Genomic DNA, 25,743 nt, shown 5'->3' on the forward strand with positions numbered 1-25,743 from the left:
ACGACCTGGGACTCGGTTTCGCTGTGCATCACAACAGTACCCATGCGGCCAAGTTGCACGGTGGTGATCAGCGGGCGCCAGGGGTTCCACCCGTTCCCGGGTCCGACCTTCGTGGAAGTGGTTGCGCTGAGTGAGTGAGGGGTTTCGCGGGGTGTGTGGCGGGGAGTCCGATTTTCGGATTTTTGATCTTGTTCTCGTTGGATTCAACGGGCGAAATTGATCGGCAAACGCCAGGTGGGGGAGTTACATTGAAAGAATGTTTGTAGTGCTGCTGCAATACACCGCGCCAGAATCGGATATAGACGCCCAACTGGTCGATCATTACGAATGGGTCACCCAGCATTACGACGCAGGCGACTTCATCGCCGCTGGTCACCGGCACCCGCGCAACGGGGCGGTGATCATCGCTCGTGCGATGTCCCGCGGCAGGCTGGACGCCATCCTGGCGACCGACCCGTTCGCCCTGCACAAGCTGGTTCGCTACGAGGTCGTCGAGTTCCAGGCCCTGCGCACGATCCCGGAGCTCGCCGCGTACGCGGACCCGCTCACCACGGTCGCTCAGCGGTAGCGGCCGACCTGTCCCGGGCCGCGGCGCCGGCGCCGCGGCCGGGTCACTTCGCGTCCTTTTTCTTGGCCTTCTTCTGAGCCTTTTTGACCTCCGCCGCTTTCTGATCCTTGAGCAGTTTGCGCAGAGCCACGATGGGGCAGCTCTTGCACGGTGGTTGCGAATGGCAACATTTTTTCTTGACCTTGATGGTGCCTTTGCCCACGGTGCTTCTTTCCGGCGCTGGGGACGGGGGTTGTGGCCGAGCGTAGGTGAACCTAACCCGACCTGGCGAACTTGATGTTCGCCGACTGTTCGCTGTTGCGCTGCGCACGTGCGCGTCGGTCCGCGATGTGCTTGCACTACCCTGGAGGGGGCCGCGTGTCGACGTAGCGCCCCCGCAACCGCGGGGTGCCGCCCGAAATGAGCTCCGCAGCAGCGGCGCAGTGGAGCCGCGGCCGGTGCCTGGAAGTCAGCAGGCGCCATGCGGGGAGATCCGCATCCGGTGCCATCGCCCAGCGGTGCATCACATCGACGAACCGCCGCGACCTTTCCGCGCCGAGCCATGGAGTACCCGCGTGTCCGCCACCAGCGTCGCCGCCCCCACGCGCAGTGATCTGCGCAACGTAGCCATCGTCGCGCACGTCGACCACGGCAAGACCACCCTGGTCGATGCGATGCTGCGCCAGTCCGGTGCCTTCTCCGAACGCGCCGAGCTCGTCGACCGCGTCATGGACTCCAACGACCTGGAACGTGAGAAGGGCATCACGATCCTGGCCAAGAACACCGCGATCCGTCGCGAGACCGAAGACGGTCCGGTCACCATCAACGTCGTCGACACCCCCGGCCACGCCGACTTCGGCGGCGAGGTGGAGCGCGCGCTGTCGATGGTCGACGGCGTGACCCTGCTGGTCGACGCCAGCGAAGGCCCGCTGCCGCAGACCCGCTTCGTGCTGCGCAAGGCGCTGGCCGCGAAGCTGCCGGTCATCCTGGTCGTCAACAAGGTCGACCGCCCCGACGCGCGCTGCGCCGAGGTCGTCGAAGAAGCCCACGACCTGCTGCTGGAGCTCGCCAGCGAGCTCGACGGCGAGGTCGAGCTGGACATGGAGGCCATCCTCGACCTGCCGGTCGTCTACGCCTCCGCCCGCGCCGGCCGCGCCTCGATGGAGCAGCCCGTCGACGGCGAACTGCCCGCCGAGGAGAACCTGGACTCGCTGTTCAAGGTCCTGCTGGACCACGTGCCCGCACCGGTCGCCGACTTCGACTCGCCACTGAGCGCCCTGGTCACCAACCTCGACGCCTCGTCGTTCCTGGGACGCATCGGCCTGTGCCGGATCCACTCCGGCACCATGCGCAAGGGCCAGACCGTCGGCTGGTGCCGCGAGGACGGCAGCGTCGAGAAGGTCCGCCTCACCGAGCTGCTGATCACCGAGAACCTCACCCGCGTGCCCGCCGAGGAGGCCTCCGCGGGTGACCTGGTGGCCATCGCCGGCGTCCCGGACATCACCATCGGTGACACCCTCACCGACCCGGACAACCCGAAGCCGCTGCCGCGGATCACCGTCGACGACCCGGCCATCTCGATGACCATCGGCGTCAACACCTCGCCGCTGACCGGTCGCAACGGCGGCTCCAAGATCACCGCCCGGCAGGTCAAGGCGCGCCTGGACGCCGAGCTGATCGGCAACGTCAGCATGAAGGTGCTGCCGACCGAGAAGCCCGACGCCTGGGAGGTCCAGGGCCGCGGTGAGCTGGCGCTGGCCATCCTGGTCGAGAACATGCGCCGCGAGGGCTTCGAGCTCACCGTCGGCAAGCCGCAGGTGGTCACCAAGACCATCGACGGCAAGCTGTGCGAGCCGTTCGAGCGGCTGACCATCGACGCCCCCGAGGAGCACCTCGGCGCCGTCACGCAGCTGCTGGCCGGCCGCAAGGGCCGCATGGAGACCATGGACGGGCACGGCACCGGCCGCATCAAGCTGATCTACGTGATCCCCTCGCGCGGCCTGATCGGGTTCCGCACCGAGTTCCTCACCGAGACGCGCGGCACCGGCATCGCCAACCACGTCTTCGAGGGCTACTTCCCGTGGGTGGGCGAACTGCGCACCCGCCACAGCGGCTCGTTGGTCGCCGACCGGTCCGGCCCGGCCACCAACTACGCGCTGCTGCAGCTGGCCGACCGCGGCTCGTTCTTCGTGCAGCCCACCAGCGAGGTCTACGAGGGCATGGTCGTGGGCGAGAACCCCCGCGCCGAGGACCTCGACGTGAACATCACCAAGGAGAAGAAGCTCACCAACATGCGGTCCTCGACCGCCGATGAGCTGGAGAAGCTGGCCAAGCCGCGCACCCTCTCGCTGGAGGAGGCCCTGGAGTTCTGCTCCGGCGACGAGTGCGTCGAGGTCGGCCCGGAGGCCATCCGCGTCCGGAAGATCACCTTGGACAGCACCACCCGAGGCCGCGAGCGCTCCCGCCAGAAGGCCCGCGACAACGGCTGATCTTTGTCTGACCCGCATGGCTGGGTTGCTCAGCGGTGCGGGTGGGGGAACCTGAGCGGCTTCGTGGACTCCGCGCGCCACTCCTGACGCATTCCGCTTAGCCGGGGTGTGGACATCGGCGTCGCGGCGTGCTCGCCACGAAGCCGCTCAGAACCCCCGGCGGTGCGAGTTGCTCAGGTGGGGTGGAGGGGCGCCTTCGGCGCTTGCCTGACGGTTCTGTGCTCGGCTGACAGCGCTGTCGCTGCCTAGATGGTGGTGGCGGCTGGCGCTGATGGACCCCAGGGACGATCATCGGATCGCTTGCGGAACCATGGGGGGCTCTCGCGCGTCCTGCGTTCGGACGGTGTCGTCCGGACCCGCGGCGCGTGGCCCGGGGTGATCCTCCGGCGGCCGATGTGAGGGGAGGTTCGGCGTGACCCAGGGTCGACGCCGCGCACTGGGCGCGGTTCCCCTGCTGGTGACCGTCGTCAGCCTGGTCGCGGGCTGCACGGACGCTCCACCACCGCAATTGGTGGAGCCGAGCCCGACGACCAGCGAACCCAGCACGAGCACTCCTGCGCAGCCGATGCCGATCGAGGTCGTCGTCGGCGTCGACGAGCTGGAGGGCGGTTTCAACCCGCACACGCTCGCCGACCTGTCGCCGACGAGCTCCGCGCTCGCCGGGCTGATGCTGCCGTCGGTGTTCCGGCCCGGCCAGGACGGCGCGCTGCAGCTGGACACCAACCTGATGGAGTCCGCCGAGGTCGTCCCGGACGCGGAGAAGTTCACCGTCCGGTACCGGATCAAGCGGCAGGCCAGCTGGTCCGACGGCGCCCCGATCGCCGCCGAGGACTTCGTCTACCTGTGGGAACAGCTCCGTTCGCAGCCCGGAGTGGCGGACCCGGCCGGCTACCGGCTGATCGACGACGTCGCCTCCAGGCAGGGCGGCAAGACCGTCGACGTCACCTTCAGCAAGCCCTTCGCGGGATGGCAGACGCTGTTCAACAACCTGCTGCCCGCGCACCTGCTGCGCGCCGCGCCGCGCGGCTGGGGAACCGTCCTCGACGACGGCTACCCGGCTTCGGGCGGGCCGTTCGCGATCCGGCAGGTCGACCTGGACCGCGGCGAGATCATCCTGGAGCGCAACGACCGCTACTGGGGTCCGCCCGCGCAGTCCGATCGGATCGTGCTGCGCGCCATCGACAAGGCCCGCCAGGTCGAGGCGTTGCGCAGCGGAGACAGCCACCTGGCGCTGTTCAGCGCCGACGCCGGCACCGTGCGGTCGCTGCGCGACCTGGGCGACCAGGTGCAGATGATGACCGTTCCGCGCCCGGCGACGATGGAGATGCTGCTGCGGCAGGACAGCCGCGCGCTCGCCGACGTCAAGGTCCGGCGGGCCGTGCTGGCCGCGCTGGACCGCCCCGCGCTGATCGAGGCGGGAACCGGCGGCGGGCCCGGCGAGCAGTTGCAGGCGCACGCGCAGGTCCTCGCGCCGTCCGAGCACGGCTACACGCCGACCGAACCGGCGGGGGCGCTGCCGAAGCGTCCCGATCCGGCGCAGGTCGAGCGGCTGCTGACCGAGGCGGGGTACCAGCGCACGGGCGGTTCGTGGATCCGCGACGGACGTCCGCTGAACCTGGTGATCGCCGCGCCCTTCGAGCACGAGGGCTACATCAGCATCGCCGAAGCCTCCGCCCAGCAGCTCCGCGCGCAGGGCATCCAGGCCACGGTGGTGACGCCGACCGGGGATCAGCTCTTCGGCGACATGCTCGCCACCGATCCGCACTCCGCCGAGGCGGGCACCTCGGGCACCGTCGACATGGCGGTGGCGCCGCGACCGGCCGGCGGCGATCCGGCCGCCACCATGACCTCGTCCTACGGCTGTCCGGGTGTGGACCCGGACAGCGAGCAGCCGCTGCCCTACAACGCGGCCGGTTTCTGCGACGAGCTCCTGCAGCCCACGATCGACGCGGCCCTCTCCGGCCGGATGTCGTTCCAGCAGGCGTCGGCGAACGTCGAATCGGTGCTGTGGCGGGACGCGATCGCGTTGCCGCTCTACCAGCAGGCGCAGGTCCTGGCGCTGAGCAACGAGGCCACCGGCGTCCAGGCGGGCAACGGGTTCGCCGGGCCGTTCTCGACGGCCGCCCAGTGGCTCGGAACACCAGCTGAGAACGACGGCTATTAATTCTCTCTCGAAGAGGCCGTGGCCTTTTTGCTGGGCGGTGCGGGTGGCGGAACCTGACACGCCTTCTGGGTCCGGGATCCGCGACTTGAGTATGTCTATACGCGGCGCTGCGGCTGTCCTCCCCAGAAGACGTGTCAGAACCCGCGGCGGTGCCGGTTGCTCGGGTGGGGTACTGAGGAAGCACCTTCGGTGCTTGCCTGACGTTGGGTGGGCGTTGGCGGTCGCTTGAGGGGTGCCGATTAGGCTGGACCGGTGACGCTGACGGCCCCACCGCGGTTGCTGCTGGTACACGCGCATCCAGACGACGAGACCCTGTGGACCGGCGGGACGATCGCCCGCTACGCCGCCCGCGGCGTGCAGGTCTACGTGGTGACCTGCACCCTCGGCGAGGAAGGCGAGGTCATCCCGGAGAGCTTGCAGGGGCTGGTGTCGGATCAGGCCGACCAGCTCGGCGGCTACCGGGTCGGTGAGCTCCGCTCGGCCTGCGCCGCGCTGCGGGTCGCCGACCAGCGGTTCCTGGGTGGTGTCGGCCGGTGGCGCGACTCCGGGATGCTCTGGGAGCAGCCCGGTCAGGCGACCTCCCGCCCCGACGCCCATCCGCGCGCCTTCGCCATCGGCGACCGCGAGCCGCAGGTCGCGGCGCTGGCGGACATCCTCGACGAGGTCAAGCCGCAGGTCGTCGTGACCTACGCCGAGGACGGCGGCTACGGGCACCCGGACCACGTCCGCGCCCACGAGATCACGCGCGCCGCGGTCGACCGCGCCCCGGACGTGGACAGGCTGTTCTACGCGGTGCCCTCGCGCGATGCGCTGGCCGCGGGTCTCGCCGACCTCGCGCGCGCCGAAGATCTGCCCTTCGACCTGCCCGAACCGCACGAGCTGGCCAGCGTCGCCGACGAGACGATCACCACCGTCATCGACATCGCCGAGCACCTGCCCGCCAAGATCAGCGCGCTGCGGGCGCACGGCACCCAGGTCAAGGTCTGGGTCGAGCAGTGGCGCAACGGCGACGGCGTCGCCTCCTACGCGCTGTCCAACGGCGTGGCGCACCCCGTGCTGAGCAGCGAGCACTACGTGCTGGCCACCGGCCCGTCCGAGGGCTGCGAGGCGGACCTGTTCGGCGGACTCGGGGTGAGCGGCACCGAACCGGTGGGGGACCGGTGACGCGTCGGGAGATGATCCTGTTCGGCTTCCTGCTGCTCGACGCGGCCCTGCTGGCGATCCTGGAGCTCTTGTACCTGCCGCTCTACATCGGCTCGGTGCAGTTCCCGATCACCGCCGCCGTGGCGGCCGTGACGACTCCGCTGCTGGTCGCCGAGGCCGGCCGGATCTCCCGGAGCCGCCGCGTCGCTGGGGCACCGCTGGTGCTGTGGTTCGCGGTGGTGCTGGTCTTCGGCGTGTTCGGGCCCGGCGGTGACGTCGTGCTGCTCGGCAGCGACTGGCGCACCCTGCTGCTCATCGCCGGAGGCGCCCTGCCCAGCGCCATGATGCTCGGCATCGTCCTCGCCAAACCCGCGCGCTGACCCCCCGGGGAGTACGGCGGTTTTCGTGTGGGCGAACACCGCGTTCTCGCACCCGGTCGTCGGCCTCGGTTCGGCAGAATGGAAGCCGGGAGGACCGATGGCCGAAGTGTTGACCGATGAACGCGTCGCAGCCGTGCTGCGGCCGTTCGTGCGGGCCGCGACGCCCGTGCTCGCCGCGCTGCGCGAAGCCGACCCGGTTCGGCTGCGCGGGCGGGAGATCGACGCCCTGGGCGACGGGGCGATCCACAAGCTGCTGCGGCAGCTCGACTCGATGCAGCTGCCCGGCAGCTCCACCTGGGACGCGATGAGCGTCGACGAGCGCTGCGACTGGTGGACGCTGCGCGTCGGCCGGTTCCTGGCGCTGGCGGCCGGGCTGCCCCGGTTCGGCGGGGCGATCACCTCCCGGCTGCCGATGCGCAACGCCCTGGGCATCACCGGGCAGAGCCTGGTGCTGTGCGCGATCGCGGGCGAGCACGGGGTGACCGATTCAGCCGTCAAGGTCCAGCTGATCGCCGAGGTGCTGCTGGGCCGGAAGATCAGCCGCGAGCTGGCCTCCGGGTCCGCAGGATCCGCGGGGTCCGCCGAGGACGACGCGCGCACGCAAGAGCTCACCGAGGACATCGACGCCTCGAAGCGCAAGCATGGTAAAGCGACCGTGAAGGCCGTCGTGCGCACGGTGTGGCGCATGGCACGTGCGGTGTGGGAGTTCGATTCCGAACTCGACAAGAGACCCCAGGGACGGCTGCACCACCAGCTCCTCGGGAACCTCCCCGTGGTGGGTGTTGTCGGTGGTTACCTGGGGGAACGTTCGTCCCTCAAGCGCATCGGCCGGAAGGGGGCGGAGTGGTTGCACCAGAACGGTTTACGCCGTTAACGCATGCGACGTAGAGTCGATGGGACTCCCGAGCTGTGGGACCAGTTACGCGCTCAGGGGGGTCCGAGAGATACTGTCAGCAGTCGCGCCAGGAGATGCCTGAGCGTGCGTTGGACAACGCTTCGAGCAGGAGTGCAACCGTGACCTACGTGATCGCCGAGCCCTGCGTGGACGTGCTCGACAAGGCATGCATCGAAGAGTGCCCTGTCGACTGCATCTACGAGGGCGGGCGGATGCTCTACATCCACCCCGATGAGTGCGTCGACTGCGGTGCCTGCGAGCCGGTCTGCCCGGTCGAGGCCATCTACTACGAAGACGACGTGCCGGACGAGTGGGCCGCCTACACGAAGGCGAACGTGGACTTCTTCGACGAGCTCGGCTCGCCGGGTGGAGCTGCGAAGGTGGGCAAGGTCAGCAAGGACGTCGAGCCCATCACGAGCCTGCCGCCTCAGGGCGAATGAGTTCCGTGACCGGCCCGGGCGCAGCCGCGTCCGGGCCACGGCTTCCTGACTTCCCCTGGGACTCGCTGGCACCGCACAAGGCGACCGCCAACGCCCACCCGGACGGCATCGTCGATCTGTCCGTGGGCACCCCGGTCGACCCGGTTCCGGCGAAGCTCCAGGAAGCTCTGTCGGCCGTGGCGGAAGTGCCGGGCTACCCGGCCACGCACGGCACACCGGCCCTGCGCGAAGCGGCCGTGGAGTCGCTGCGCAGGCGCTACGGCATCACCGGTCTGGAACCGGACGCGGTGCTGCCGACCATCGGTTCCAAGGAACTGGTCGCCTGGCTGCCGACGCTGCTGGGCGTGCGGCCCGGCGACGTCGTCGCCATCCCGGACCTGGCCTACCCGACCTACGAGGTCGGCGCGAAGATCGCCGGTGCCGAGGTCGTCCGGCTCGCCCCCGGCGAGCTGCCGCCCGCCGGCACCAGGCTGCTGTGGCTGAACTCGCCGTCCAACCCGACCGGACGCGTGCTCACCGCCGACGAGCTCGGCCGGATGGTGCGCGCCGCGCAGGACATGGGCGCCGTGGTGGCCTCCGACGAGTGCTACCTGGCGCTGGGCTGGGACGCCGAGCCGGTCTCGGTGCTGCACCCCTCGGTCGGCGCCGCGCGCGACGGCCTGCTGGCCGTGCACTCGCTGTCGAAGTCGTCGAACCTGGCCGGCTACCGGGCCGGGTTCGTCACCGGTGATCCGGTGCTGGTCGCGCGGCTCCTGGAGCTGCGCAAGCACGCCGGGATGATCGTTCCGCGCCCGGTCCAGGAGGCGGTCACCGCCGCGTTGCGCGACGACGAGCACGTCTCGGCTCAGCGCGAGCTCTACGCCTCCCGCCGCGCGGTGCTGCGTCCCGCGCTGGAGTCGGCCGGGTTCACCATCGAGCACTCGCAGGCCGGGCTGTACCTGTGGTCGACGCGGGGCGAGGACGCCTGGGCGACGGTGGAGTGGCTCGCGCAGCGAGGGATCCTGGCCGCGCCGGGCACGTTCTACGGGCCTGACGGCTCTCGCCACGTCCGCATCGCGATGACGGCCACCGACGAGCGGATCGCCACCGCGGCGAAGCGCTTGGATGCCTGATCGGGCGGTTCTGGTCCGAACCGCCCCATGATCATGTCCCTCGTGCCCGGTCGGTTCGGAACAGAACCGCCGGTCGGTCTCACACCTCGGCCGCGGCTCCGCTGAGGGTGTTCCAGGCCTCCGGCCACCGGGCGCGGCGGTCGGCCTTGCGGACCTCCTCGCGTTCCACGAGACGTCCTGCGGCGAAGGCGATTCCGGCATCCGGGCGCGGACCGAAGCCGTCGAGCAGCGCCCGGATCCGCTCCTCCGCGACGCAGGCGTCCTGGTGCTCGCCGAGGACGTCCTGGAAGCCCTTGGTGGCTTTGATCAACCGCTTCACCGGGGCGCCCAGCAGCGGTTCGGCGAGCTCGGCGGTGTAGCGGACCTTCTTGCCGTCGATGCGCAGCGCGTGCAGCTCGGCATCAGGGGGCTCGTACGGAAGCCGTTCGACGGCCTTGCGCAGCTTGCCGAACTGTCGCCGCACGAGGCGGCGCAGCTGCGCCGCGGCGTCCACATCGGAGCCCCGGCCGGGAAGTTCCCGCGTGGCACGGGCCAGCAGGTCCAGAAGATCCTGGTAGCGGTCGCCGTCCAGCGCTGCCAGCATGTCGTCCCTGGCCCGCAGGTACTCGGCGTCGAGGCCGGAGACCAGCTGCTCGGCGGCGCTGCGCTCGGTCTCGGGGAGGCCGGTGAACTCCGAGCGGAGCCGTTCCAGCAGCACGTCCAGGTCCCGGACCGGGCCGAGAGCCCTGCCCAGCCAGCCCAGCTCGGCGCGCAGCGGCTCGGACTCGTCGCGGTCCAGGAACGGCCGCGCCGAGCGCAGCATCGCGCGCATCCGCCGCACCGACACCCTCATCTGGTGCAGCTCCTCGGGATCCTCCCCGACGCGCGTCCCGGCCTCGTGCGCCCGCAGCGCGCGCAACCGCGCGTCCAGCCCGGCGCGGACGTGAGCCGCGATCGACGCCCCGCGCCCCACCTCCACGGGCTCAGCGGAGAGCACGTCCTCGAGAAGCCGGGAAACAGCCATCCCCCATGCTAAAACGGACAACTCGCCCGACAGGCTGCTCCGAACGGACCAAACTCAACAGGAAGGGCCCCTCCCACCTGCGGTGGAAGGGGCCCTTCTCAGTCCGGGATCCGGCGCATGGCGGTGTCTCAGGTTCCGCTACCCGCACCGCTGTGCAAGACGACCAGCGGCAGAGGTCAGTCGTTCGCGTGCAGGGCGGCGTTGAGCTCCACCTTGCCGCCGGAGCGGGCGGTGACCTCGACGGCGCCGGTGGTGGAGTTCCGGCGGAACAGCAGGCCGTCGTTGCCGGAGACCTCGGCTGCCTTGGTGAGCGTGCCGTCCGGCAGCGTGATCTTGGTGCCGGCCGTGACGTAGAGGCCCGCCTCGACGACGCAGTCGTCGCCCAGCGAGATGCCGATGCCGCCGTTGGCGCCGATCAGGCAGCGCTCACCGATGGAGATGACCTCCTTGCCGCCGCCGGACAGCGTGCCCATGATCGACGCGCCACCGCCGACGTCCGAGCCGTCGCCGACCACGACACCGGCCGAGATGCGGCCCTCCACCATGGACGCGCCCAGCGTCCCGGCGTTGAAGTTCACGAAGCCCTCGTGCATCACGGTCGTGCCGCTGGCCAGGTGGGCACCCAGCCGGACCCGGTCGGCGTCGCCGATGCGCACGCCGGAGGGCACCACGTAGTCGACCATGCGGGGGAACTTGTCGATGCTGTAGACCGTCACCGGGCCGCGCGCACGCAGCCGCAGCCGGGTCGCCTCGAAGCCCTCCACCGGGCACGGCCCGTGGTTGGTCCACACGACGTTGGCGAGCAGGCCGAACTGGCCGTCGAGGCTCAACCCGTGCGGGTGCACCAGGCGGTGCGACAGCAGGTGGAGCCGCAGGTAGACGTCGTGCGCGTCGGCCGGGGCGTCGGCGAGCTTGGCGATGTCGACGCGGACCGCGATGACCTCGACGCCGCGGGCGTCATCCCGCCCGAGCAGCGCGACACCGGCCTCGCCGAGGGACTCGGCGGCCTGCTCCGCGGTCAGCTTGGTCGTGCCGGACTGGCCCGACTCGTTCAGCTTGACGGTGGGGAACCAGGTGTCGAGAACCGTGCCGTCGTCGGTCACGGTCGCCAGGCCCACGCCGTGGGCACCCGTGGTCTGCGGGTCGGGGATGTTCGCGCTCATGACCAAAACGGTAATCGGCAACGCGGTGCTCGGCCCGCACGGGGTGGGGCGTTCAGCTCTTCAGCGCACTCGGGAGGTGGCACCCGGTGGTGACCGTCAGGATCGTGCCGCGCGAGGTGCCGAAGGTGTAGACCCCGCCGTAGGAGTCGTTGCCGGTGATCTCGTGGTCGCCGGTGCGGTTGACTATGATCTCCGGTTCGCCGAAGCCGTACTCCGCGGTGATCGACCGGACGATGGACACCGCGCTCGGCCAGTCCACGTCGGCGACCGGCTGCGCGGCCCGCCAGGACTCCAACACCCGGCTCTCGGCGTCGGCACCGGCGAACTCCGAGCAGCCCACCTTCGTCTCGGGAGACGACACCGTCCACTGCAACGGCCCGACCAGGCGATCCAGCAGGTCGCGCAGGCGCTGCTGCATCTGCTCGTACTGCGCGCTGATCTGCTCGATGCTCGGACGCTGCTGGAGCGCACTTCGCGGGTCCAACACGGGTACCCCCGTCACGGTCGGACGTAGATCCGGACGTAGAGAAATGATGCCGGATCGTCGATCTTGGCCCGACCCGGCACCCCTCTGAGTTCCCTGTGAGCCTCGACACTCAACCGAACAGGTTCAGCACGACGCTCATCAGCACCAGCGCGAGCAGCGGTCCGACCACCAGCCCCACCACCCCGACGACCACCGCGGTGCCCGTCGAGCCCGGCCGCCGGACCCGGAACCACAGGAACACCGGCCCGGCCAGCAGCACGAGCACGGACACCGCCGTGACGGCCCCAGCCGGCGTGCAGCCGCCTTGCCCGCCCGGGTGACAGGGCACGGCCGCGCTCCAGATGCCGATGAACGCGGTGAAGGCCGCGATCGGCAGCGCCGCGAGCGTGGCCAGCACGGCGAAGACCACCGCCGCCGTGCGGCCGCTGGTGTCGGGCGCGCTCACGACCTCACCCCTTCGCAGACTGCAGCAGGTGGCACCCGGTCCGCACGCTCAGAACCGTGTTGGCGGCGGCGCCGAGCTGCAACCGGGCGCCGTAGGGGTTGTGCAGCTCGATCTTGTGGTCGCCCGGCCGGTCGGTGACCACGTGCAGCTCGGTGAACCCGCGAGAAGCACCCACCTCGGTGGCGATCCGCAGAGCTCGCGCCCACTGCTCGTCCGGGATGCCGCCCTTCTGCATCCACGTGGCCAGGGTGCGCTGCTCGGCACCTCGCACGTCGGCGAAGTCCGGGCACGCCGACTCACCGGTGTTGCCCTCGTCGGTGAACTCCGGCAGCCCGATCTCGGCGACCAGCCGTTCCCGCAGCTCCTGCTGCATCCGGTCGTAGTCGGCCGCGACCTCCTCCATGCTGGGTCGCTGCCGCAGTGCGTTGAGCTGGTCTTCCATGCTTCCCCCATCGGGTCCGCCGACCGCGCACCCGGAGAGGAGCGCGGCGCTGAGGATCAGTGTGGCGAATCGCCTCATGAGAACAGGTCCTTGATGTCCGAAACCCGGTCGCTGCCCCAGTCCTGGACGGCCGAAGCGCCTTCCTGGACCTGGTGCGGAACGTACGACACACCGTCGCCCACGCCGTCGGTCTTCCCCTCCACCGCGTTCTCCGGCACGCCGCCGACGACCGAGGCGATGTTGTGCTGGCTGGTGGTGTCCGGGTCGAGGTAATCGCTGTGCCCGGTGACCTGCCCGCCCTCGTCGGACTTCTCGGTCGACAGATCGGTGAACCCGTCCATGTGCGACGGGTCGCCGCCGAAGCGGGCGAAGTCGGCGACCGGGTCGTTCTTGGCCTCCAGCCGGTAGGTGTGACCCTCCGGGACGTGCAGGTCCTCGATGTCGTTGGTGCCGACTCCGGGGGAGCCGTAGATGATCGCGTCGTCCACGCCGTGCCCACCGCCCTGCAGCGCGTAGCCGGTCGTGGAGGAGCCGTAGGAGTGCCCGATCGCGGTCAGGTGCGGGTCGGTCTCGCGAGAGCTGTTGATGCCCTTGTAGAACTCGTTGAGCTTCGCCCCGCCCTCCTCGGCCGACTTCGAGCTGGCGACGGAATCGCCCAGCAGGTCGGTGTTCTCGGACTCCTGCGGGGCCTCGTAGCCGAGCCAGAACACACCGGCGACCTCGCCCTCCTTGCCGGAGCGCATCATCTCCCGCTGGGATTCGGCGACCAGTTCCTGGGTTTCGGCGTCGGCGCCCTTCAAGCTGCCCTCGACGGTGGTGGTGTACCCGGGGGTGAACACCGAGACGTGGTCTGCGGTGTCCACGTCGCCCACGGCCACGGCGGTCTTCAGCCGCTCACCGCCGGCGTCGAGGACCAGCAGCTGCCGGTCGTCGCGGGCGATGGTGTCCTCGACGGCGTCCAGGCCATTGAGCTTCGCGTCGATCTGGTCGGCCTTCTCCTGCTCGTCCTCGCTGATCCCGCCCTGCGCCAAGCGGTTCCGCTCGCCGCGCAGCTGCGCCCGGGTGTCGTCGAGGTTCGCGCGGTTGGCCGCGTCGCGCACGACCGCCGGGATGCCGTCGCGGTTGCCCAGCCACGCGGGCGGGTTCTCCCGCAGAGCCGAGCGCTGCTCGTCGGACAGCGACTTCCACCAGTCGGCGTTGGCCTGAGCGGTGTTGTGCGGCGGTTTTCCGGCGGAGGCGGCGAGCGCCTGCAGCTCGTCCGTCTCGGCCGCGTCCGCCAGTGATGTGCCCTTGCCGGGCTTGATCTGGTCCTCGTCCGCTGCGGTGAGGGTCTTGGCGAGCGCGGCGTCGATGGCTTCGGCCTGGTCGAGGATCTTCTCGATCTCGGCGACCAGGTCGTCGCGCACGCGGGTGCGCTCGGCCTTGACCTGCTCCAGCTGGTCGGCCGGAACGTCCTGGGGCGGGGCGACGTCGCGGACGCCGCCGTCCTCGGTGATCTGGAAGCCGTGGGCCTGGGCCTCGTGGTCGGTGGTGTCGACGCGGCGCTTGAGCGCGGCGACGTCGTCGGCGGCGGTGGCGACCGCCGCCCGGACCGTCGCCACCTCGGCGACCAGCGAGCGCATCTCCTCCAGCAGCCGCCGGTGCTGCTCGGCGGAGCGCTGGGCGGCTTCCCCGGTCCAGCCGTCGGGGTTGCGGGCGCCGTCGAGCTCGTCCTGCAGGTTGATCAGGTCGTCCCGGCGCTTGCCGAGATCGCCGTGCACCGCGTCGAGGCGGTCGGCGTTCCAGCGCCGCACGTCGGCGTAGCTGACCATCCCGCTCACCGCCCGGCCGCGTCGATGGAGCGGGCGTTGTCGGAATCGCTGCGCTCGTAGGTCTTCGCGGACGCCGCCAGCGATTCGCCGTGCGCGGTCGCCTTCTCGCTCCACGTCGTGAGCGCGCGCTGCCAGCTCTGGGCGACCCGGGTCGCCGCGCCCTCGCTCTTCCCGCCGGGGAGAGCTTCGGCGATGTCCGCCGCCGGTTCGCCGAGCTTGATCCGCGCCGCCTGCTCACCGGCGAGGTCCGCGCTGCGCCCCGCCTGGTGCAGCGCTTCCGGTTCCGCCCTCAACCCCATGTCAGCCTCCGCGAGCCCACCAGTTCGATGCGGGAGCCTAGCCCGCTGATCATCGGTTCGATGGGGGTTCCGGCGATCCGGTTCCCGCCGATGCGGCCCGCGCAGGTCAGCGGGGTAGCCTGCCGGTCGTGACCGCTTCGTTGGACCTCACGTCGGACCCCGTCGAGCTGACCGCCGCGCTGGTGGACATCCCCAGCGTCTCCGGGTCGGAGAAGAACATCGCGGACGCGGTGGAGGAGGCGCTGCGCGCGCAGGCCCCGCACCTGGAGGTGGTCCGCAACGGCGAAGCCGTGCTGGCCCGCACCCACCTCGGCCGCGACACCCGCGTCGTGCTGGCCGGGCACCTCGACACCGTGCCGATCAACGACAACCTGCCTTCGCGGCGCACCGGATCCGGTGACGACGAGCTGCTGCACGGTTGCGGCACGACCGACATGAAGAGCGGCGACGCCGTGATGCTGCACCTCGCGGCCACGCTCACCGAACCGCGTCACGACCTGACCTTCGTGTTCTACGACTGCGAGGAGATCGAGGCCGAGCGCAACGGTCTCGGCCGCATCGAGCGCGAGCTGCCGGAATGGCTCGACGGCGATCTGGCGGTGGTGTGCGAGCCGTCGAACGCGGCGATCGAGGCGGGCTGCCAGGGCACCATCCGCGTCGAGGTCCGCACGACCGGCACACGCGCGCACACCGCCCGCGCGTGGATGGGGGAGAACGCCATCCACGCGGCGCAGCCGATCCTGCAGCGGCTGGTGGACCACACGCCGCGCAACCCGGTGATCGACGGGCTCCAGTACCGCGAGGGGCTGCAGGCCGTGAAGATCACCGGTGGGATCGCGGGCAACGTCGTCCCGGACTCCTGCGTGGTCACCGTCAACCACCGCTTCGCCCCCGACAAGTCCGCCGAGCAGGCCGAGGCCGAGCTGCGGGAGCTGTTCTCCGGCTACGAGGTCGTGGTCACCGACCTGTCAGCGGGTGCCCTCCCGGGTCTCACGTCCCCGGCCGCCGCTCAGCTGGTCGAGGCGTCGAACTCCGAGCCGGTCGCCAAGCTCGGCTGGACCGACGTCGCCCGCTTCGCCGCCCGCGGCCTCCCCGCGGTCAACTTCGGCCCCGGCAACCCCACCCTCGCCCACACCCAGCAAGAACACGTCCGCACCACCGAGATCCGCCACTGCACCACCACCCTCCACCGCTTCCTCTCCTAACCCGACACCCCCAGGGGCAACCGGATTACGGCGGTATTCAGGTCCCCGATTACCGGAGTAATCCGGGTTGGTTCCCGAATACCGCCGTAATCGGTGCCCTGATTACCGGGGTATTCAGGTCACCGAAGGGGTGTGAGCGGGTCAGGCCGTGCCCAGGACCTCGGTTTCGGTGGGTTCCTCGGTGACGCGTTGCTTGGGGAGGGCCGGTGTTGGGGCGGGTTCTTCCGGGAGTTCGGCGACTTGGCGTTCGGCTTCGGTGAGCTCCGGGGCCTCGGGTTCTTCGGGTTCCTCCGCGGGGATCCGGGGCTTCTCACCGGCCGGTTGGTGGATGCGGTCGACGAACTGCAGGAGTTCCACCGGGAACGGCAGGACCAGGGTCGAGTTCTTCTCGGCCGCCACCTCCACGACCGTCTCCAGGAGCCGCAGCTGCAGGGCGGCCGGGGTGTCGGCCATGACGTGCGCGGCGTCGGAGAGCTTGCGGGAGGCCTGGTACTCGCCGTCCGCGGAGATCACCCGAGAGCGGCGCTCGCGCTCGGCTTCGGCCTGACGGGCGATGGATCGCTTCATCGACTCCGGCAGCGAGACGTCCTTGATCTCCACCCGGTCGATGTGCACGCCCCAGCCCAGCGCCGGGCTGTCGATCATCAGCTCCAGGCCCTGGTTGAGCCGTTCGCGGTTGGACAGCAGGTCGTCGAGGTCGCTCTTGCCGATGATCGACCGCAGCGAGGTCTGCGCGACCTGCCCCACCGCGAACAGGTAGTCCTCGACGTTGACCACGGCGCGCGCCGCGTCCTCGACCCGGAAGTAGACCACCGCGTCCACCCGGACCGTGACGTTGTCGCGCGTGATGCCCTCCTGCGCGGGCACGGGCATCGTGACGATCTGCAGGTTGACCTTCCGCAGCCGGTCCACCCCGGGAATGATCATGGTGATGCCAGGGCCGCGAGTGCGTTCCTGCAGCCGACCGAAGCGGAGCACCACGCCCCGCTCGTACTGCTTGATGACCTTGGTGCTCGCGGCGACGCAGACGACACCGACCACGAGGATGGCGATGAGCAGTTCGATGAGCATGACCGGCTCCCGGGCTCGCGGAGGAACGGCCCGACGGCGCCCGAACGCCTGCGTAGATCGCGGAGCAGATCTGCGTGTCGCGCCCGGCTCGCGTCGCCGGCGCCGCTAGATCTTTTCTTTCGATCGTACGCCGCGAGACCGCCCTGTGAATCCCCCGTGAACAGGCATTTCGCCGGGCTGTCCAGCGGCGGGGCGGTTCGGAGAACGATCGGTGCGTGCGTAGGCTCGACGCCATGACAGTCGATGGCCAGTGGGGTGAACCCAACGGTGCGGAACGTCCGCACGAGAAGCAACGCGGCCCCGTGGTGCTGCGCCGCTCGCGGCTGAGCGAGCCGACCACCACCGACCAGCGCCTGCTGGACTCCAGAGGTCCCTCCGACTGGGTGCACACCGACCCGTGGCGGGTGCTGCGCATCCAGGCCGAGTTCGTCGAGGGCTTCGGCGCGCTGGCCGAGGTGCCGCGCGCGGTCACCGTCTTCGGTTCCGCCCGCACCCCGCGGGAGCACCCCGAGTACGCCTCCGGCGTGGAGCTGGGCCGGGCGCTCGCGGGCATCGGCTGCGCGGCCATCACCGGCGGCGGCCCCGGCACGATGGAGGCCGTCAACCGCGGCGCCTCGGAGGCCGGTGGCCTGTCGATCGGCCTGGGCATCGAGCTGCCCTTCGAGCAGGGCCTGAACCCGTGGGTGGACCTGGGTGTCAACTTCCGGTACTTCTTCGTCCGCAAGACGATGTTCATGAAGTACGCGCAGGCGTTCATCTGCCTGCCAGGCGGTTTCGGCACCATGGACGAGCTGTTCGAGGCGTTGACCCTGGTGCAGACCAAGAAGGTCACCAAGTTCCCGGTCGTGCTGTTCGGCAGCGACTACTGGCAGGGCCTGTACGACTGGATCCGCGACCGGATGCTCGAAGGCGGCAAGATCGGCGAGCAGGACATGTCGTTGCTGCACGTCACCGACGACATCGACGACGCGGTGTCGATCGTGCAGGAGGCGTACGAGGCGTGGGAGGCGGCGCATTGAGCACGGATGTTTCGGTCTGCGTCTACTGCGCGTCCGGGCCGGTGCCGCAGCAGTACCTGGACCTGGCCGCCGAGGTGGGCCGGAAGATCGCCAAGCGCGGCTGGACCCTGGTCTCCGGTGGCGGCAAGGTCTCGATGATGGGTGAGATCGCCCGCGCGGTCCGCGCCGACGGCGGTCGCACCATCGGCGTCATCCCGCGCGCGCTGGTCGACCGCGAGGTCGGCGACACCGACTCCGACGAGCTGCTGGTCGTGGACACCATGCGCGAGCGCAAGGGCTTGATGGACGCCCACGCGAACGCGTTCCTGACGCTGCCCGGCGGCATCGGGACCTGCGAGGAGCTCTTCGAGATCTGGACCGCCCGCTACCTGGGCATGCACAGCAAGCCGGTGGTGCTGCTGGACCCCGACGGGCACTACGAGGGCCTGCTGGACTGGCTCAACGGCATGGTGCGCAGCGGATTCGCCTCGCAGAGCTCGCTGGACGTGCTGACCGTGACCGCCGACGTCGACGAGGCGCTGGACGCCCTGGTCGGCTGAGCGAGATCAGGACGCCCCGACCGCCGTGCGGATCAGGTGGGTGAGCGCAGGCAGCGGGATGTCCGGGCGGACCTCGCCGAGCACCGGTGCGAGCCGGATCCAGAACGACTGGACGCGGGGAGCGCTGGGACGCTCGGTGGCCAGCTCGTCGACGAGCTCGGCGAGCCGCCACTTCGCCTCGTCCAGGCCCAGGCCCGGCTCGGGGTGCTGGTCGAGGACCTCGACGAGGGAGTTCAGGTAGACGCGGATCTGGTCCAGCGCGGACAGCTGGGCCGCGTGCTCGGGGTCGTCCCGGCGGTTCGGGGCGCTCCGGGCGAGCAGGCCGGCGCCGTTGGTCGTTTCGGCTTCGCGGTCGGCCACGGGTATCGGCTCCTGATCGGATCGGCCGGGGAGAGCGGGTCTCCGTTTCTCGATCTCCGAGTGTGCTCGGTTCAGCCGATCGGGAGCCTCCGTTCGGGTTCGCGCCACCCGAACGGCCGACTCACGTTGTTGTGATTCACATCATGCGGGTCGTGATCGCGAAAGGACCTTGGTCCTCTTGTGTGGAGGCGGTGACAGTGCAGGCAAATATCCGTAGAGTCACTACCTGTGAAGGCTGACGCGCTCCGCGGCCACTTGGACGCCCTGCTCCTGGCCACCCTCGACGGCAAGGCGTTGCACGGTTACGCGATCATCGAGGCTTTGCAGGATCGCAGTGGTGGCGCCCTCGACCTGCCCACCGGCACGGTCTACCCGGCGCTGCGCAGACTCGAGCGAGCCGGTTTCGTGCAGAGCTCCTGGAGCACCGTCGGCGGACGCCAGCGGCGCACCTACCGGCTCACCCAGGCGGGATCCCACACCCTCCGGGCCGAACGCCGCGCCTGGCGGGAGTTCACCCACGCCATCGAAGGTGTCCTGACCGCCCCGGCCAAGACCTGACGGCCGCCCGCGCGGCGGACGTCGACCGCGCTGCTCGCATTCGCGCTCCGGCTGTGTGACGGACGGTCGGTGGGCCGTGCCACGATTGGTTCGTGGCTAGTGCGCTCATTTACCTGTTCGTGGTGCTGGCGGTCGCGGCCGTGGTGTACCTGCTGGCTTCGCTGGTCTTCGGACGCGGCGAGCAGCTCGCGCCGTTGCCGCCCGGTTCCACGCCCACCCGGCTGCCCTCCGCCGACGTCGAAGGCTCCGACGTGCGCGCGGTCCGGTTCCAGCAGGTCCTGCGGGGCTACAAGGTCACCGAGGTCGACTGGGTGCTAGACCGGCTGGCCGGCGAGCTCGACGAGCTGCACGGCCGCGTCGCGGTCCTGGAGCGCCAGCTCGACGTCGCCGGGCAGGAGCTCGACAAGGCCCGCAGCGCGGTGACCGAGGGCGGTGCCGGGGATGAGTGACGGCGCGGCGGTCGTCGGCGAGGACGGTCGCGCGCGGTGCCCGTGGGGCGCCGGGCAGCCGGACTACGCCGCCTACCACGACCAGGAGTGGGGCGTTCCGCTGCGCGGTGAGCCGGAGCTCTACGAGCGGATCACCCTGGAGTCGTTCCAGTCCGGCCTGTCCTGGCTGACGATCCTGCGCAAGCGGCCCGCCTTCCGGGAAGCGTTCGCGGGCTTCGACCCGGCCGCCGTCGCCCGGTTCGGCGAGGACGATCGGCAGCGGCTGCTCGGCGACGCCTCCATCGTCCGGAACCGGGCCAAGATCGACGCCGCCATCACCAACGCCCGCGCCGTCCTGGAGCTCGACCGGCCTCTGGACGAGCTCCTCTGGTCGTTCGCCCCGCCGCCGCGCCCGGACGCCGAACGCCCGGTCAAGCTCGGCGACGTCCCCGCCATCACCGACGAGTCCAAGTCCATGGCCAAGGAGCTCAAGCGCAGCGGATTCGTCTTCGTCGGCCCCACCACCTGCTACGCCCTCATGCAGGCCACCGGCATGGTCGACGACCACCTCAAGAACTGCTGGCGAGCCTGACCCCGGCGGTGACGCGATTTCAGTGGAAGTCGGGTCCCCGATTTCAGTGGAGATCAGGTTCCGGACTTCAGTGGAAATCCGTCACCACCGGTGAGTCGGCGGGTCAGCGACCGGTGAAGTTCGGGGTTCGCTTCTCGACGAAGGCGGCGACCGCTTCCTTGTGGTCGGCGGTGAGGCCGGCCTCGTTCTGGGCGCCCGCCTCGACGGCCAGCGCTTCGTCGAGGGCCTCGGCGGAGGCGGCCTGGACGGCCTCCTTGATCCGCGCGTAGGCGAAGGTCGGGCCCGCCGCCATCCGGGTCGCCAGCTCCATCGCGACGGCCAGCGCGTCGTCGACCACCTGGTTGACCATGCCGATGCGCAGCGCCTCGTCGGCGGGCACCGGCTGCGCCAGCAGCAGCATCTCCATCGCCCGGCCGTAGCCGATCAGCCGGGGCAGCGTCCAGGACGCGCCGGAGTCGGTCGACAGGCCGACGTTGGCGAAGGCCATCAGGAACTTCGAGCCGGTCGCGGCGATCCGCAGGTCGCTGGCGTAGGCCAGCGACGCGCCCGCGCCCGCGGCGGTCCCGTTCACTGCGGCGATCACGGGCTTGGGCATGGTCGCCAGCGCCTTGGTGATCGGGTTGTAGTGCTCCTCGACGGTCTTCAGCGGGCTTGGGTCGCCGGTGGACAGGAGCTCGATGTGCTCCTTGAGGTCCTGTCCCGCGCAGAACGCCTTGCCCGAGCCGGTGATCACCAGGGCTCGCACCGAGTCGTCCGCCGCGGCCTCGCGCAGGGCCGTCAGCAGCGCCTGCTTGAGCTCGATGTTGAGCGAGTTGAACGACTCAGGGCGGTTCAACGTGAGCAGCCGCACACCCGCGGTGTCCTCGGTCAGCAGTACGTCGGTCACTCCAAGCTCCTTGCCTTGACGTCCGTTGTGGCGGGTCGCGCGAGCACTTCCACTGTGGACCGCGCGGCCGGCGCGCCGTCCCGGGTGGACGGTGTCCCCGCTGGTCGACGGGATGGCCGCCGCGAGATCGGTGACACGCCGGAGCGAAACGACTCCTCACGGTGATCGCGGAGGCCTCCCGCGATGTGCCGAACGGCGTCGAAACACCCCACACGAACGGTGAGTCTGCCAGCCGTCGGCGATATTCGACCAGCGCACGGGCGACACGAGTTGATCGGTTCGGTTTCGTCCATGCCTCGGGATAGGGGAGAATGGACGTGGACCCGAACTGGTTGTGGCGACCAGCGGGGGAAGATTTCACGGAGGGAGCACGCTATGGCGGCCATGAAGCCCCGGACCGGTGACGGTCCCCTCGAGGTGACTAAGGAGGGACGCGGCATCGTGATGCGCGTTCCGCTTGAGGGTGGTGGGCGGCTCGTCGTCGAGATGTCGGTCGAGGAGGCCAAGAACCTGGGCGACGCCCTGGAGTCGGCTACCGGCTGAGGCCGCCAGGCGGCCCGGGACGCGCTGCCGGCCGGACCCGGTCACGGCGCCTCCCGGCCGAGGCGACAACTCATGATCACGTCGACGAGTGGTGAGAACGCTTCGCCGCTGTCGGGCCCCGGTGCCGAGCGCGGTGCCGGGGCTCTCGTCGGCCCCAGTTCGAGTTCGCACGGCCCGTCCCGTGCAGGAAGGTCTACTCGTGCCCGGTTCCTCCGTGTTCCGTTCCGCCCAGCCCGCCCGCGGGGTGGAGCCCGAGCTGCCCGTGATCCCGACCGCTCTGGTCGAAGTGGACGTGGTGCAGCGGTGGCGGGACGGAGTTCCTGGCGCGACGGCGGTCCTCGACGGCGAGGCCGGCCCGGACCTGGCCGCTGCGGCCGAACCGTTCTCTGTGGACGCCGAGGTGCTCACCGCGATCGGCGCCTCGGCGTCGGCCGGTGACGCGAAGGCGTTCCCGCTGCGCTCCGGCGGCACCGGCTGGGTCGTCGGCGTGGGTTCCGGCGAGCCGGCGAAGTGGCGCACCGCTGGTGCGGCGCTGGCCCGCTCGGTGCGCGATCGCCTCTCCAGCGCTGTCGACGCCGACTCCGAGCCCGGTGATCTCGGCGACGCGTCCGACGCCGACTACCTGCAGGTCCGGCTGCCCGATGACGCCGGCGAGGAGCTGGTCGGCGAACTGACCCTCGGCCTGGCGCTCGGCGGTTACCGGTTCAAGGTGACCGCTGATCCCGCGCCGCCGCGCCTGCGCAAGGTCCTGCTGGTCGCGCCGGAGGGCGCCGACGTCGACGCGCTGCGCGAATCGGTGCGCCGCGCGCGCGAACTGGCGGCGGCCACGGCGCTGGCCCGCGACCTCGCCAACGCTCCGTCCAACGTCAAGGACCCCGCATGGTTCACCGGGCTGGCCGCAGAGCTCGCGGGTCCGGTCCCGAACCTGACCGCGACCGTGCGGGACGAGAAGTGGCTGGCCGACAACGGTTTCGGCGGCATCCTCGCGGTCGGCGGTGGTTCCTCGCGCCCGCCGCGGCTGCTCCAGCTCGACTACCGGCCGCAGGACGCGACCGGACCGCACCTGGTGCTGGTCGGCAAGGGCATCACCTTCGACACCGGCGGCATCTCGCTCAAGCCCGCCGACGGCATGCACCTGATGCGCACCGACATGTCGGGTGGCGCGGCGGTCATCGGCGCGCTGCTGGCGATCGCCCGGCTCGGCCTGCCGGTGAAGGTGACCGGTCTGGTGCCCTCCGCCGAGAACCACGTCTCCGGGTCCGCGTACCGGCCGGGTGACGTCGTGCGGCACTACGGCGGGAAGACCACCGAGGTCGGCAACACCGACGCCGAGGGGCGGATGGTGCTGGCCGATGCCATGGCCTACGCCGTCGACAAGCTCCAGCCCGATCTGCTGGTGGACGTCGCGACCCTGACCGGGGCGATGAAGGTCGCGCTCGGGCTGCGCACCGGCGGCCTGCTGGCCACCGACGACGAGCTGGCCGAGCGGATCACCGAGGCCGGCGCCCGGGTCGGCGAGACCTGGTGGCGGATGCCGCTGCTGGAGGACCACGCCGACGCCGTCGAGGGCTCGCTCTCCGACGTCAAGCAGACCCCGGCGGGTCCCGGTGGCATCACCGCCGCGCTGTTCCTGCGCGAGTTCACCAGCGGTGCCCGCTGGGCGCACCTGGACATCGCGGGTCCCGCTCGGGCCGACAAGGACTACTCCGAGGTGACCGTCGGTGGCACCGGCTTCGCCGCTCGCACCCTCGCGGAGCTGGCCGCTTCGCTGGCCTGAGTCGCTCGCCACCGGTGATGACCGGCACGCTCGCGGGCGTCGGTGATCGTTGGTGTTTAACGTCTAAACCATGGTGTCGGCTGGACGTTTGCGGAGGATCCGGTTCGCGCTGCTGCTCGGCGCGCTGGCACTGTTCGCCCTGCTCTACGCACCGCAGCCGGTGCTGCCGCAGCTGGCGGACGAGTACGGCCTGAGCCCGGGTGCGGCCGCGCTGCTGGTGTCGGCCGCGACGCTCGGTCTGGCGGTTTCGGCGATCCCGCTGGGCACGCTGTCCGAGGCGATCGGCCGCCGCCGCACCATGATCACGACGCTGGTCATCGCCGAAGTCCTCGGCCTCGTGCTGCCGTGGGTGCACTCGTTCCCGCTGATGGTCGGGCTCCGGCTGGTGCAGGGCGCGGCCATCGCCGGGCTCGCCGCCGTCGCGACCGCCTACCTGGCGGACGAGACCGGCGGCGTGCGGCTCGGCACCACCGTCGGCCTCTACGTCGCGGGCACCACCATCGGCGGCATGACCGGCCGGCTGCTCGGCGGCATCGTCGGCGACTTCTGGGGCTGGTCCGGCGGTGTGCTGGCGGTCGCCCTGCTCGCCGCGGTGTGCACCGTCGCGTTCGTCGTCCTGCTCCCGTCCGAACTGCACCACCAGAGACAACCGCTGCGGTGGAAACCGCTGCTCGGCGGCCTGAGCGCGGCGCTGCGCGACCCCGAGCTCCACCCGCCGTATCTGGTCGCGGCGCTGGGCATGGGCAGCTTCGTGACGGTCTACAACGTCCTCGCCTTCCGCATCACGGCACCGCCGCTGCTGCTGCCCCCGGCGCTGGCCGCGCTGGCGTTCCTCGCCTACGCGGCGGGCACCGTCACCTCGGCGGTGGCCGGGCGCGCGGCCGATCGCTGGGGGCGCGTGCGGGTGCTGCTGAGCAGTCTCGCGGTCACCGTCGCCGGGCTCCTGCTGATGTTGCCGGACTCGGTGCCGGTGATCCTGGTCGGGTTGGTGATCTTCACCGGAGGTTTCTTCGGCGCCCACTCGGTCGCGAACGGCTGGGTCGGGACCAGGGCCTCCAAGCAGGCCCGAGGCCAGGCGTCCGCCCTCTACCAGCTCGCCTACTACGGCGGCAGCAGCATCGGCGGAGTCCTCGGGGGCATCGCCTACGGCACCTGGGGCTGGTCAGGCATGACCCTCCTGCTCACGGCCTGGCTCGCCCTGGCCGGAATCGCAGTCCTGTTCTCCCGCCCCGGCCCCGCCCCGCGCGGCTAACCCGATTTCAGTGGAAATCAGACCCCGGGTTTCCACTGAAGTCCGGTCCCCGGACTTCCACTGAAATCGGGACCCGGGTTTCCATTGAAATCGGTCCGACGGGACGGGCGTGCCCGCTGGGGACGGAGGAGAACGCCTGGTCAGGTGGCGTCTGTGTCGTACGGGGGGCGTTCGCCCGGGGAGAGGGGGCGTTCGACCGGTTTGGGGGCCGCCGCTGGGGTGCTGCCGTTGGTGCTGGTGGGGGCGGAGCCGTTGAGGGGGGAGGAGTTCTTCTTGAACTCCTCGAACGGGTTCTCGCCGTCCAGGAGGTGCTTGGTCACCGCCGTGCGCGGGTTGAAGTTGCGGACGCTGCGGAGCTCGTCGAGCGGCTTCTTCAGCTCGTCGAACTCCGGGCCGATCTCCGAGCGGATCTGCTCGCGGGCACCGGTCGCGTACTCCTTGACCTGGCGGACCGCCTTGCCCAGCCACGCCGCGCCCTCGGGCAACCGCTCCGGGCCGAGCACGAACAACCCGACCAGCGCGAGGATCAGGATCTCGGGCCAGCCGACGCTATCGAACACCTCTCGACTCCTCTGGGATCCTCGTGGCTCGCGAACCGACGCCGAGCTGCCGACATCGCCAGCGTACCGACCGGGTGACGGCGGTCGAAGGGGGGAACTGGCGCAACTTCACGCCGTGTCCTCCCGGTGGCTC

The 25,743-nt window shown here is 70.5% G+C and carries 29 protein-coding genes; 17 read left to right on the top strand and 12 right to left on the bottom strand.

Annotated elements, in window-relative coordinates; all coding sequences use genetic code 11:
• Positions 1-256: 256 nt before the first annotated feature.
• Positions 257-568, top strand: coding sequence for a YciI family protein (locus AB0J78_RS15005; RefSeq protein ID WP_132678267.1), 312 nt, complete (start codon positions 257-259; stop codon positions 566-568).
• 43 nt (positions 569-611) lie between these two features.
• Here AB0J78_RS15005 and AB0J78_RS15010 read toward each other — a convergent pair whose 3' ends face one another.
• Positions 612-770 carry a hypothetical protein gene (locus tag AB0J78_RS15010; RefSeq protein ID WP_165943908.1) on the bottom strand — a complete coding sequence of 53 codons (159 nt, stop codon included), beginning with the start codon at positions 768-770 and terminating at the stop codon, positions 612-614.
• Between the two features lie 352 nt (positions 771-1,122).
• On the opposite strand from AB0J78_RS15010, the gene typA reads away from it, so the two are divergent.
• The 7 genes from typA (at position 1,123) to dapC (ending at position 9,170) form a co-directional block, all read left to right on the top strand.
• Positions 1,123-3,036, top strand: a complete 1,914-nt coding sequence (gene typA, locus AB0J78_RS15015) for a translational GTPase TypA (protein WP_363789488.1) — start codon at positions 1,123-1,125, stop codon at positions 3,034-3,036.
• 412 nt (positions 3,037-3,448) lie between these two features.
• On the top strand, positions 3,449-5,200 hold the full coding sequence (locus AB0J78_RS15020; protein ID WP_363789489.1) for an ABC transporter family substrate-binding protein: 1,752 nt from the start codon (positions 3,449-3,451) through the stop codon (positions 5,198-5,200).
• A gap of 252 nt (positions 5,201-5,452) precedes the next feature.
• The gene (gene mshB / locus AB0J78_RS15025) at positions 5,453-6,364 is read left to right on the top strand and encodes an N-acetyl-1-D-myo-inositol-2-amino-2-deoxy-alpha-D-glucopyranoside deacetylase (protein WP_363789491.1); all 912 of its coding nucleotides are present in this window, start codon (positions 5,453-5,455) and stop codon (positions 6,362-6,364) included.
• Complete coding sequence (locus tag AB0J78_RS15030; protein WP_363789492.1) at positions 6,361-6,723, top strand: hypothetical protein; 363 nt, start codon at positions 6,361-6,363, stop codon at positions 6,721-6,723. Before mshB ends, AB0J78_RS15030 begins: the two co-directional genes overlap by 4 nt.
• Before the next feature lie 97 nt (positions 6,724-6,820).
• On the top strand, positions 6,821-7,597 hold the full coding sequence (locus AB0J78_RS15035) for a hypothetical protein (RefSeq protein WP_363789493.1): 777 nt from the start codon (positions 6,821-6,823) through the stop codon (positions 7,595-7,597).
• Between the two features lie 140 nt (positions 7,598-7,737).
• Positions 7,738-8,058 (top strand): ferredoxin, encoded by a 321-nt coding sequence (fdxA, locus tag AB0J78_RS15040; RefSeq protein ID WP_363789494.1) that lies wholly within the window; start codon positions 7,738-7,740, stop codon positions 8,056-8,058.
• Positions 8,055-9,170 carry a succinyldiaminopimelate transaminase gene (gene dapC, locus AB0J78_RS15045; protein WP_363789495.1) on the top strand — a complete coding sequence of 372 codons (1,116 nt, stop codon included), beginning with the start codon at positions 8,055-8,057 and terminating at the stop codon, positions 9,168-9,170. The genes fdxA and dapC overlap by 4 nt, the downstream gene beginning before the upstream one ends.
• A 79-nt stretch (positions 9,171-9,249) precedes the next feature.
• Here the strand turns inward: dapC and AB0J78_RS15050 are convergent, their stop codons facing one another.
• The 7 genes from AB0J78_RS15050 to AB0J78_RS15080 form a co-directional block, all read right to left on the bottom strand.
• Positions 9,250-10,173, bottom strand: a complete 924-nt coding sequence (locus AB0J78_RS15050; protein ID WP_363789496.1) for a CHAD domain-containing protein — start codon at positions 10,171-10,173, stop codon at positions 9,250-9,252.
• A gap of 176 nt (positions 10,174-10,349) precedes the next feature.
• Positions 10,350-11,336: a 2,3,4,5-tetrahydropyridine-2,6-dicarboxylate N-succinyltransferase gene (gene dapD / locus AB0J78_RS15055; RefSeq protein ID WP_363789497.1), complete on the bottom strand. Its 987-nt coding sequence runs from the start codon at positions 11,334-11,336 to the stop codon at positions 10,350-10,352.
• Between the two features lie 52 nt (positions 11,337-11,388).
• On the bottom strand, positions 11,389-11,823 hold the full coding sequence (locus AB0J78_RS15060) for an LppA family lipoprotein (RefSeq protein WP_363789498.1): 435 nt from the start codon (positions 11,821-11,823) through the stop codon (positions 11,389-11,391).
• A 109-nt stretch (positions 11,824-11,932) separates the two neighbouring features.
• Positions 11,933-12,268: a hypothetical protein gene (locus AB0J78_RS15065; protein WP_363789499.1), complete on the bottom strand. Its 336-nt coding sequence runs from the start codon at positions 12,266-12,268 to the stop codon at positions 11,933-11,935.
• A gap of 4 nt (positions 12,269-12,272) precedes the next feature.
• Positions 12,273-12,788 carry an LppA family lipoprotein gene (locus AB0J78_RS15070; protein ID WP_363789500.1) on the bottom strand — a complete coding sequence of 172 codons (516 nt, stop codon included), beginning with the start codon at positions 12,786-12,788 and terminating at the stop codon, positions 12,273-12,275.
• Positions 12,785-14,521 (bottom strand): alpha/beta hydrolase, encoded by a 1,737-nt coding sequence (locus AB0J78_RS15075; protein WP_363789501.1) that lies wholly within the window; start codon positions 14,519-14,521, stop codon positions 12,785-12,787. The genes AB0J78_RS15070 and AB0J78_RS15075 overlap by 4 nt, the downstream gene beginning before the upstream one ends.
• Before the next feature lie 5 nt (positions 14,522-14,526).
• Positions 14,527-14,820, bottom strand: a complete 294-nt coding sequence (locus AB0J78_RS15080; RefSeq protein WP_363789502.1) for a hypothetical protein — start codon at positions 14,818-14,820, stop codon at positions 14,527-14,529.
• Positions 14,821-14,948: 128 nt separating this feature from the next.
• Here AB0J78_RS15080 and dapE point away from each other — a divergent pair, with 128 nt between their 5' ends.
• The gene (gene dapE / locus AB0J78_RS15085; RefSeq protein WP_363789503.1) at positions 14,949-16,025 is read left to right on the top strand and encodes a succinyl-diaminopimelate desuccinylase; all 1,077 of its coding nucleotides are present in this window, start codon (positions 14,949-14,951) and stop codon (positions 16,023-16,025) included.
• Positions 16,026-16,166: 141 nt separating this feature from the next.
• On the opposite strand, the gene AB0J78_RS15090 is transcribed toward dapE, so the two are convergent.
• Positions 16,167-17,096 (bottom strand): slipin family protein, encoded by a 930-nt coding sequence (locus AB0J78_RS15090; protein ID WP_363789504.1) that lies wholly within the window; start codon positions 17,094-17,096, stop codon positions 16,167-16,169.
• 233 nt (positions 17,097-17,329) lie between these two features.
• Here AB0J78_RS15090 and AB0J78_RS15095 point away from each other — a divergent pair, with 233 nt between their 5' ends.
• Both AB0J78_RS15095 and AB0J78_RS15100 read left to right on the top strand, forming a co-directional pair.
• Complete coding sequence (locus tag AB0J78_RS15095; protein ID WP_363789505.1) at positions 17,330-18,115, top strand: TIGR00730 family Rossman fold protein; 786 nt, start codon at positions 17,330-17,332, stop codon at positions 18,113-18,115.
• Positions 18,112-18,654, top strand: coding sequence for a TIGR00730 family Rossman fold protein (locus tag AB0J78_RS15100; protein WP_363789506.1), 543 nt, complete (start codon positions 18,112-18,114; stop codon positions 18,652-18,654). The genes AB0J78_RS15095 and AB0J78_RS15100 overlap by 4 nt, the downstream gene beginning before the upstream one ends.
• Positions 18,655-18,660: 6 nt before the next feature.
• On the opposite strand, the gene AB0J78_RS15105 is transcribed toward AB0J78_RS15100, so the two are convergent.
• Positions 18,661-19,014 (bottom strand): hypothetical protein, encoded by a 354-nt coding sequence (locus AB0J78_RS15105; RefSeq protein WP_363789507.1) that lies wholly within the window; start codon positions 19,012-19,014, stop codon positions 18,661-18,663.
• Positions 19,015-19,242: 228 nt separating this feature from the next.
• On the opposite strand from AB0J78_RS15105, the gene AB0J78_RS15110 reads away from it, so the two are divergent.
• From AB0J78_RS15110 to AB0J78_RS15120, 3 genes are all read left to right on the top strand, one after another.
• Positions 19,243-19,572, top strand: coding sequence for a helix-turn-helix transcriptional regulator (locus AB0J78_RS15110; RefSeq protein ID WP_363789508.1), 330 nt, complete (start codon positions 19,243-19,245; stop codon positions 19,570-19,572).
• A gap of 92 nt (positions 19,573-19,664) precedes the next feature.
• Positions 19,665-20,021 (top strand): DivIVA domain-containing protein, encoded by a 357-nt coding sequence (locus AB0J78_RS15115; RefSeq protein WP_363789510.1) that lies wholly within the window; start codon positions 19,665-19,667, stop codon positions 20,019-20,021.
• Positions 20,014-20,592, top strand: coding sequence for a DNA-3-methyladenine glycosylase I (locus AB0J78_RS15120; protein WP_363789511.1), 579 nt, complete (start codon positions 20,014-20,016; stop codon positions 20,590-20,592). The genes AB0J78_RS15115 and AB0J78_RS15120 overlap by 8 nt, the downstream gene beginning before the upstream one ends.
• Positions 20,593-20,695: 103 nt before the next feature.
• Here AB0J78_RS15120 and AB0J78_RS15125 read toward each other — a convergent pair whose 3' ends face one another.
• A complete protein-coding gene (locus AB0J78_RS15125) occupies positions 20,696-21,478 on the bottom strand; it encodes an enoyl-CoA hydratase-related protein (protein ID WP_363789512.1) in 783 nt (260 codons plus the stop codon).
• A 375-nt stretch (positions 21,479-21,853) separates the two neighbouring features.
• Between AB0J78_RS15125 and AB0J78_RS15130 the strand changes: the two genes are divergently transcribed.
• The 3 genes from AB0J78_RS15130 (at position 21,854) to AB0J78_RS15140 (ending at position 25,050) form a co-directional block, all read left to right on the top strand.
• Positions 21,854-22,021 (top strand): DUF3117 domain-containing protein, encoded by a 168-nt coding sequence (locus AB0J78_RS15130; RefSeq protein ID WP_009949794.1) that lies wholly within the window; start codon positions 21,854-21,856, stop codon positions 22,019-22,021.
• Positions 22,022-22,220: 199 nt separating this feature from the next.
• Positions 22,221-23,798: a M17 family metallopeptidase gene (locus tag AB0J78_RS15135; RefSeq protein WP_363789513.1), complete on the top strand. Its 1,578-nt coding sequence runs from the start codon at positions 22,221-22,223 to the stop codon at positions 23,796-23,798.
• A 70-nt stretch (positions 23,799-23,868) separates the two neighbouring features.
• Positions 23,869-25,050, top strand: coding sequence for an MFS transporter (locus tag AB0J78_RS15140; RefSeq protein WP_363789514.1), 1,182 nt, complete (start codon positions 23,869-23,871; stop codon positions 25,048-25,050).
• Positions 25,051-25,190: 140 nt separating this feature from the next.
• Here AB0J78_RS15140 and tatB read toward each other — a convergent pair whose 3' ends face one another.
• On the bottom strand, positions 25,191-25,610 hold the full coding sequence (gene tatB, locus AB0J78_RS15145) for a Sec-independent protein translocase protein TatB (RefSeq protein WP_363789515.1): 420 nt from the start codon (positions 25,608-25,610) through the stop codon (positions 25,191-25,193).
• Positions 25,611-25,743 lie beyond the last annotated feature (133 nt).

This window comes from Saccharopolyspora sp. NPDC049426, from assembly GCF_040676935.1.
GTDB lineage: Bacteria > Actinomycetota > Actinomycetes > Mycobacteriales > Pseudonocardiaceae > Saccharopolyspora.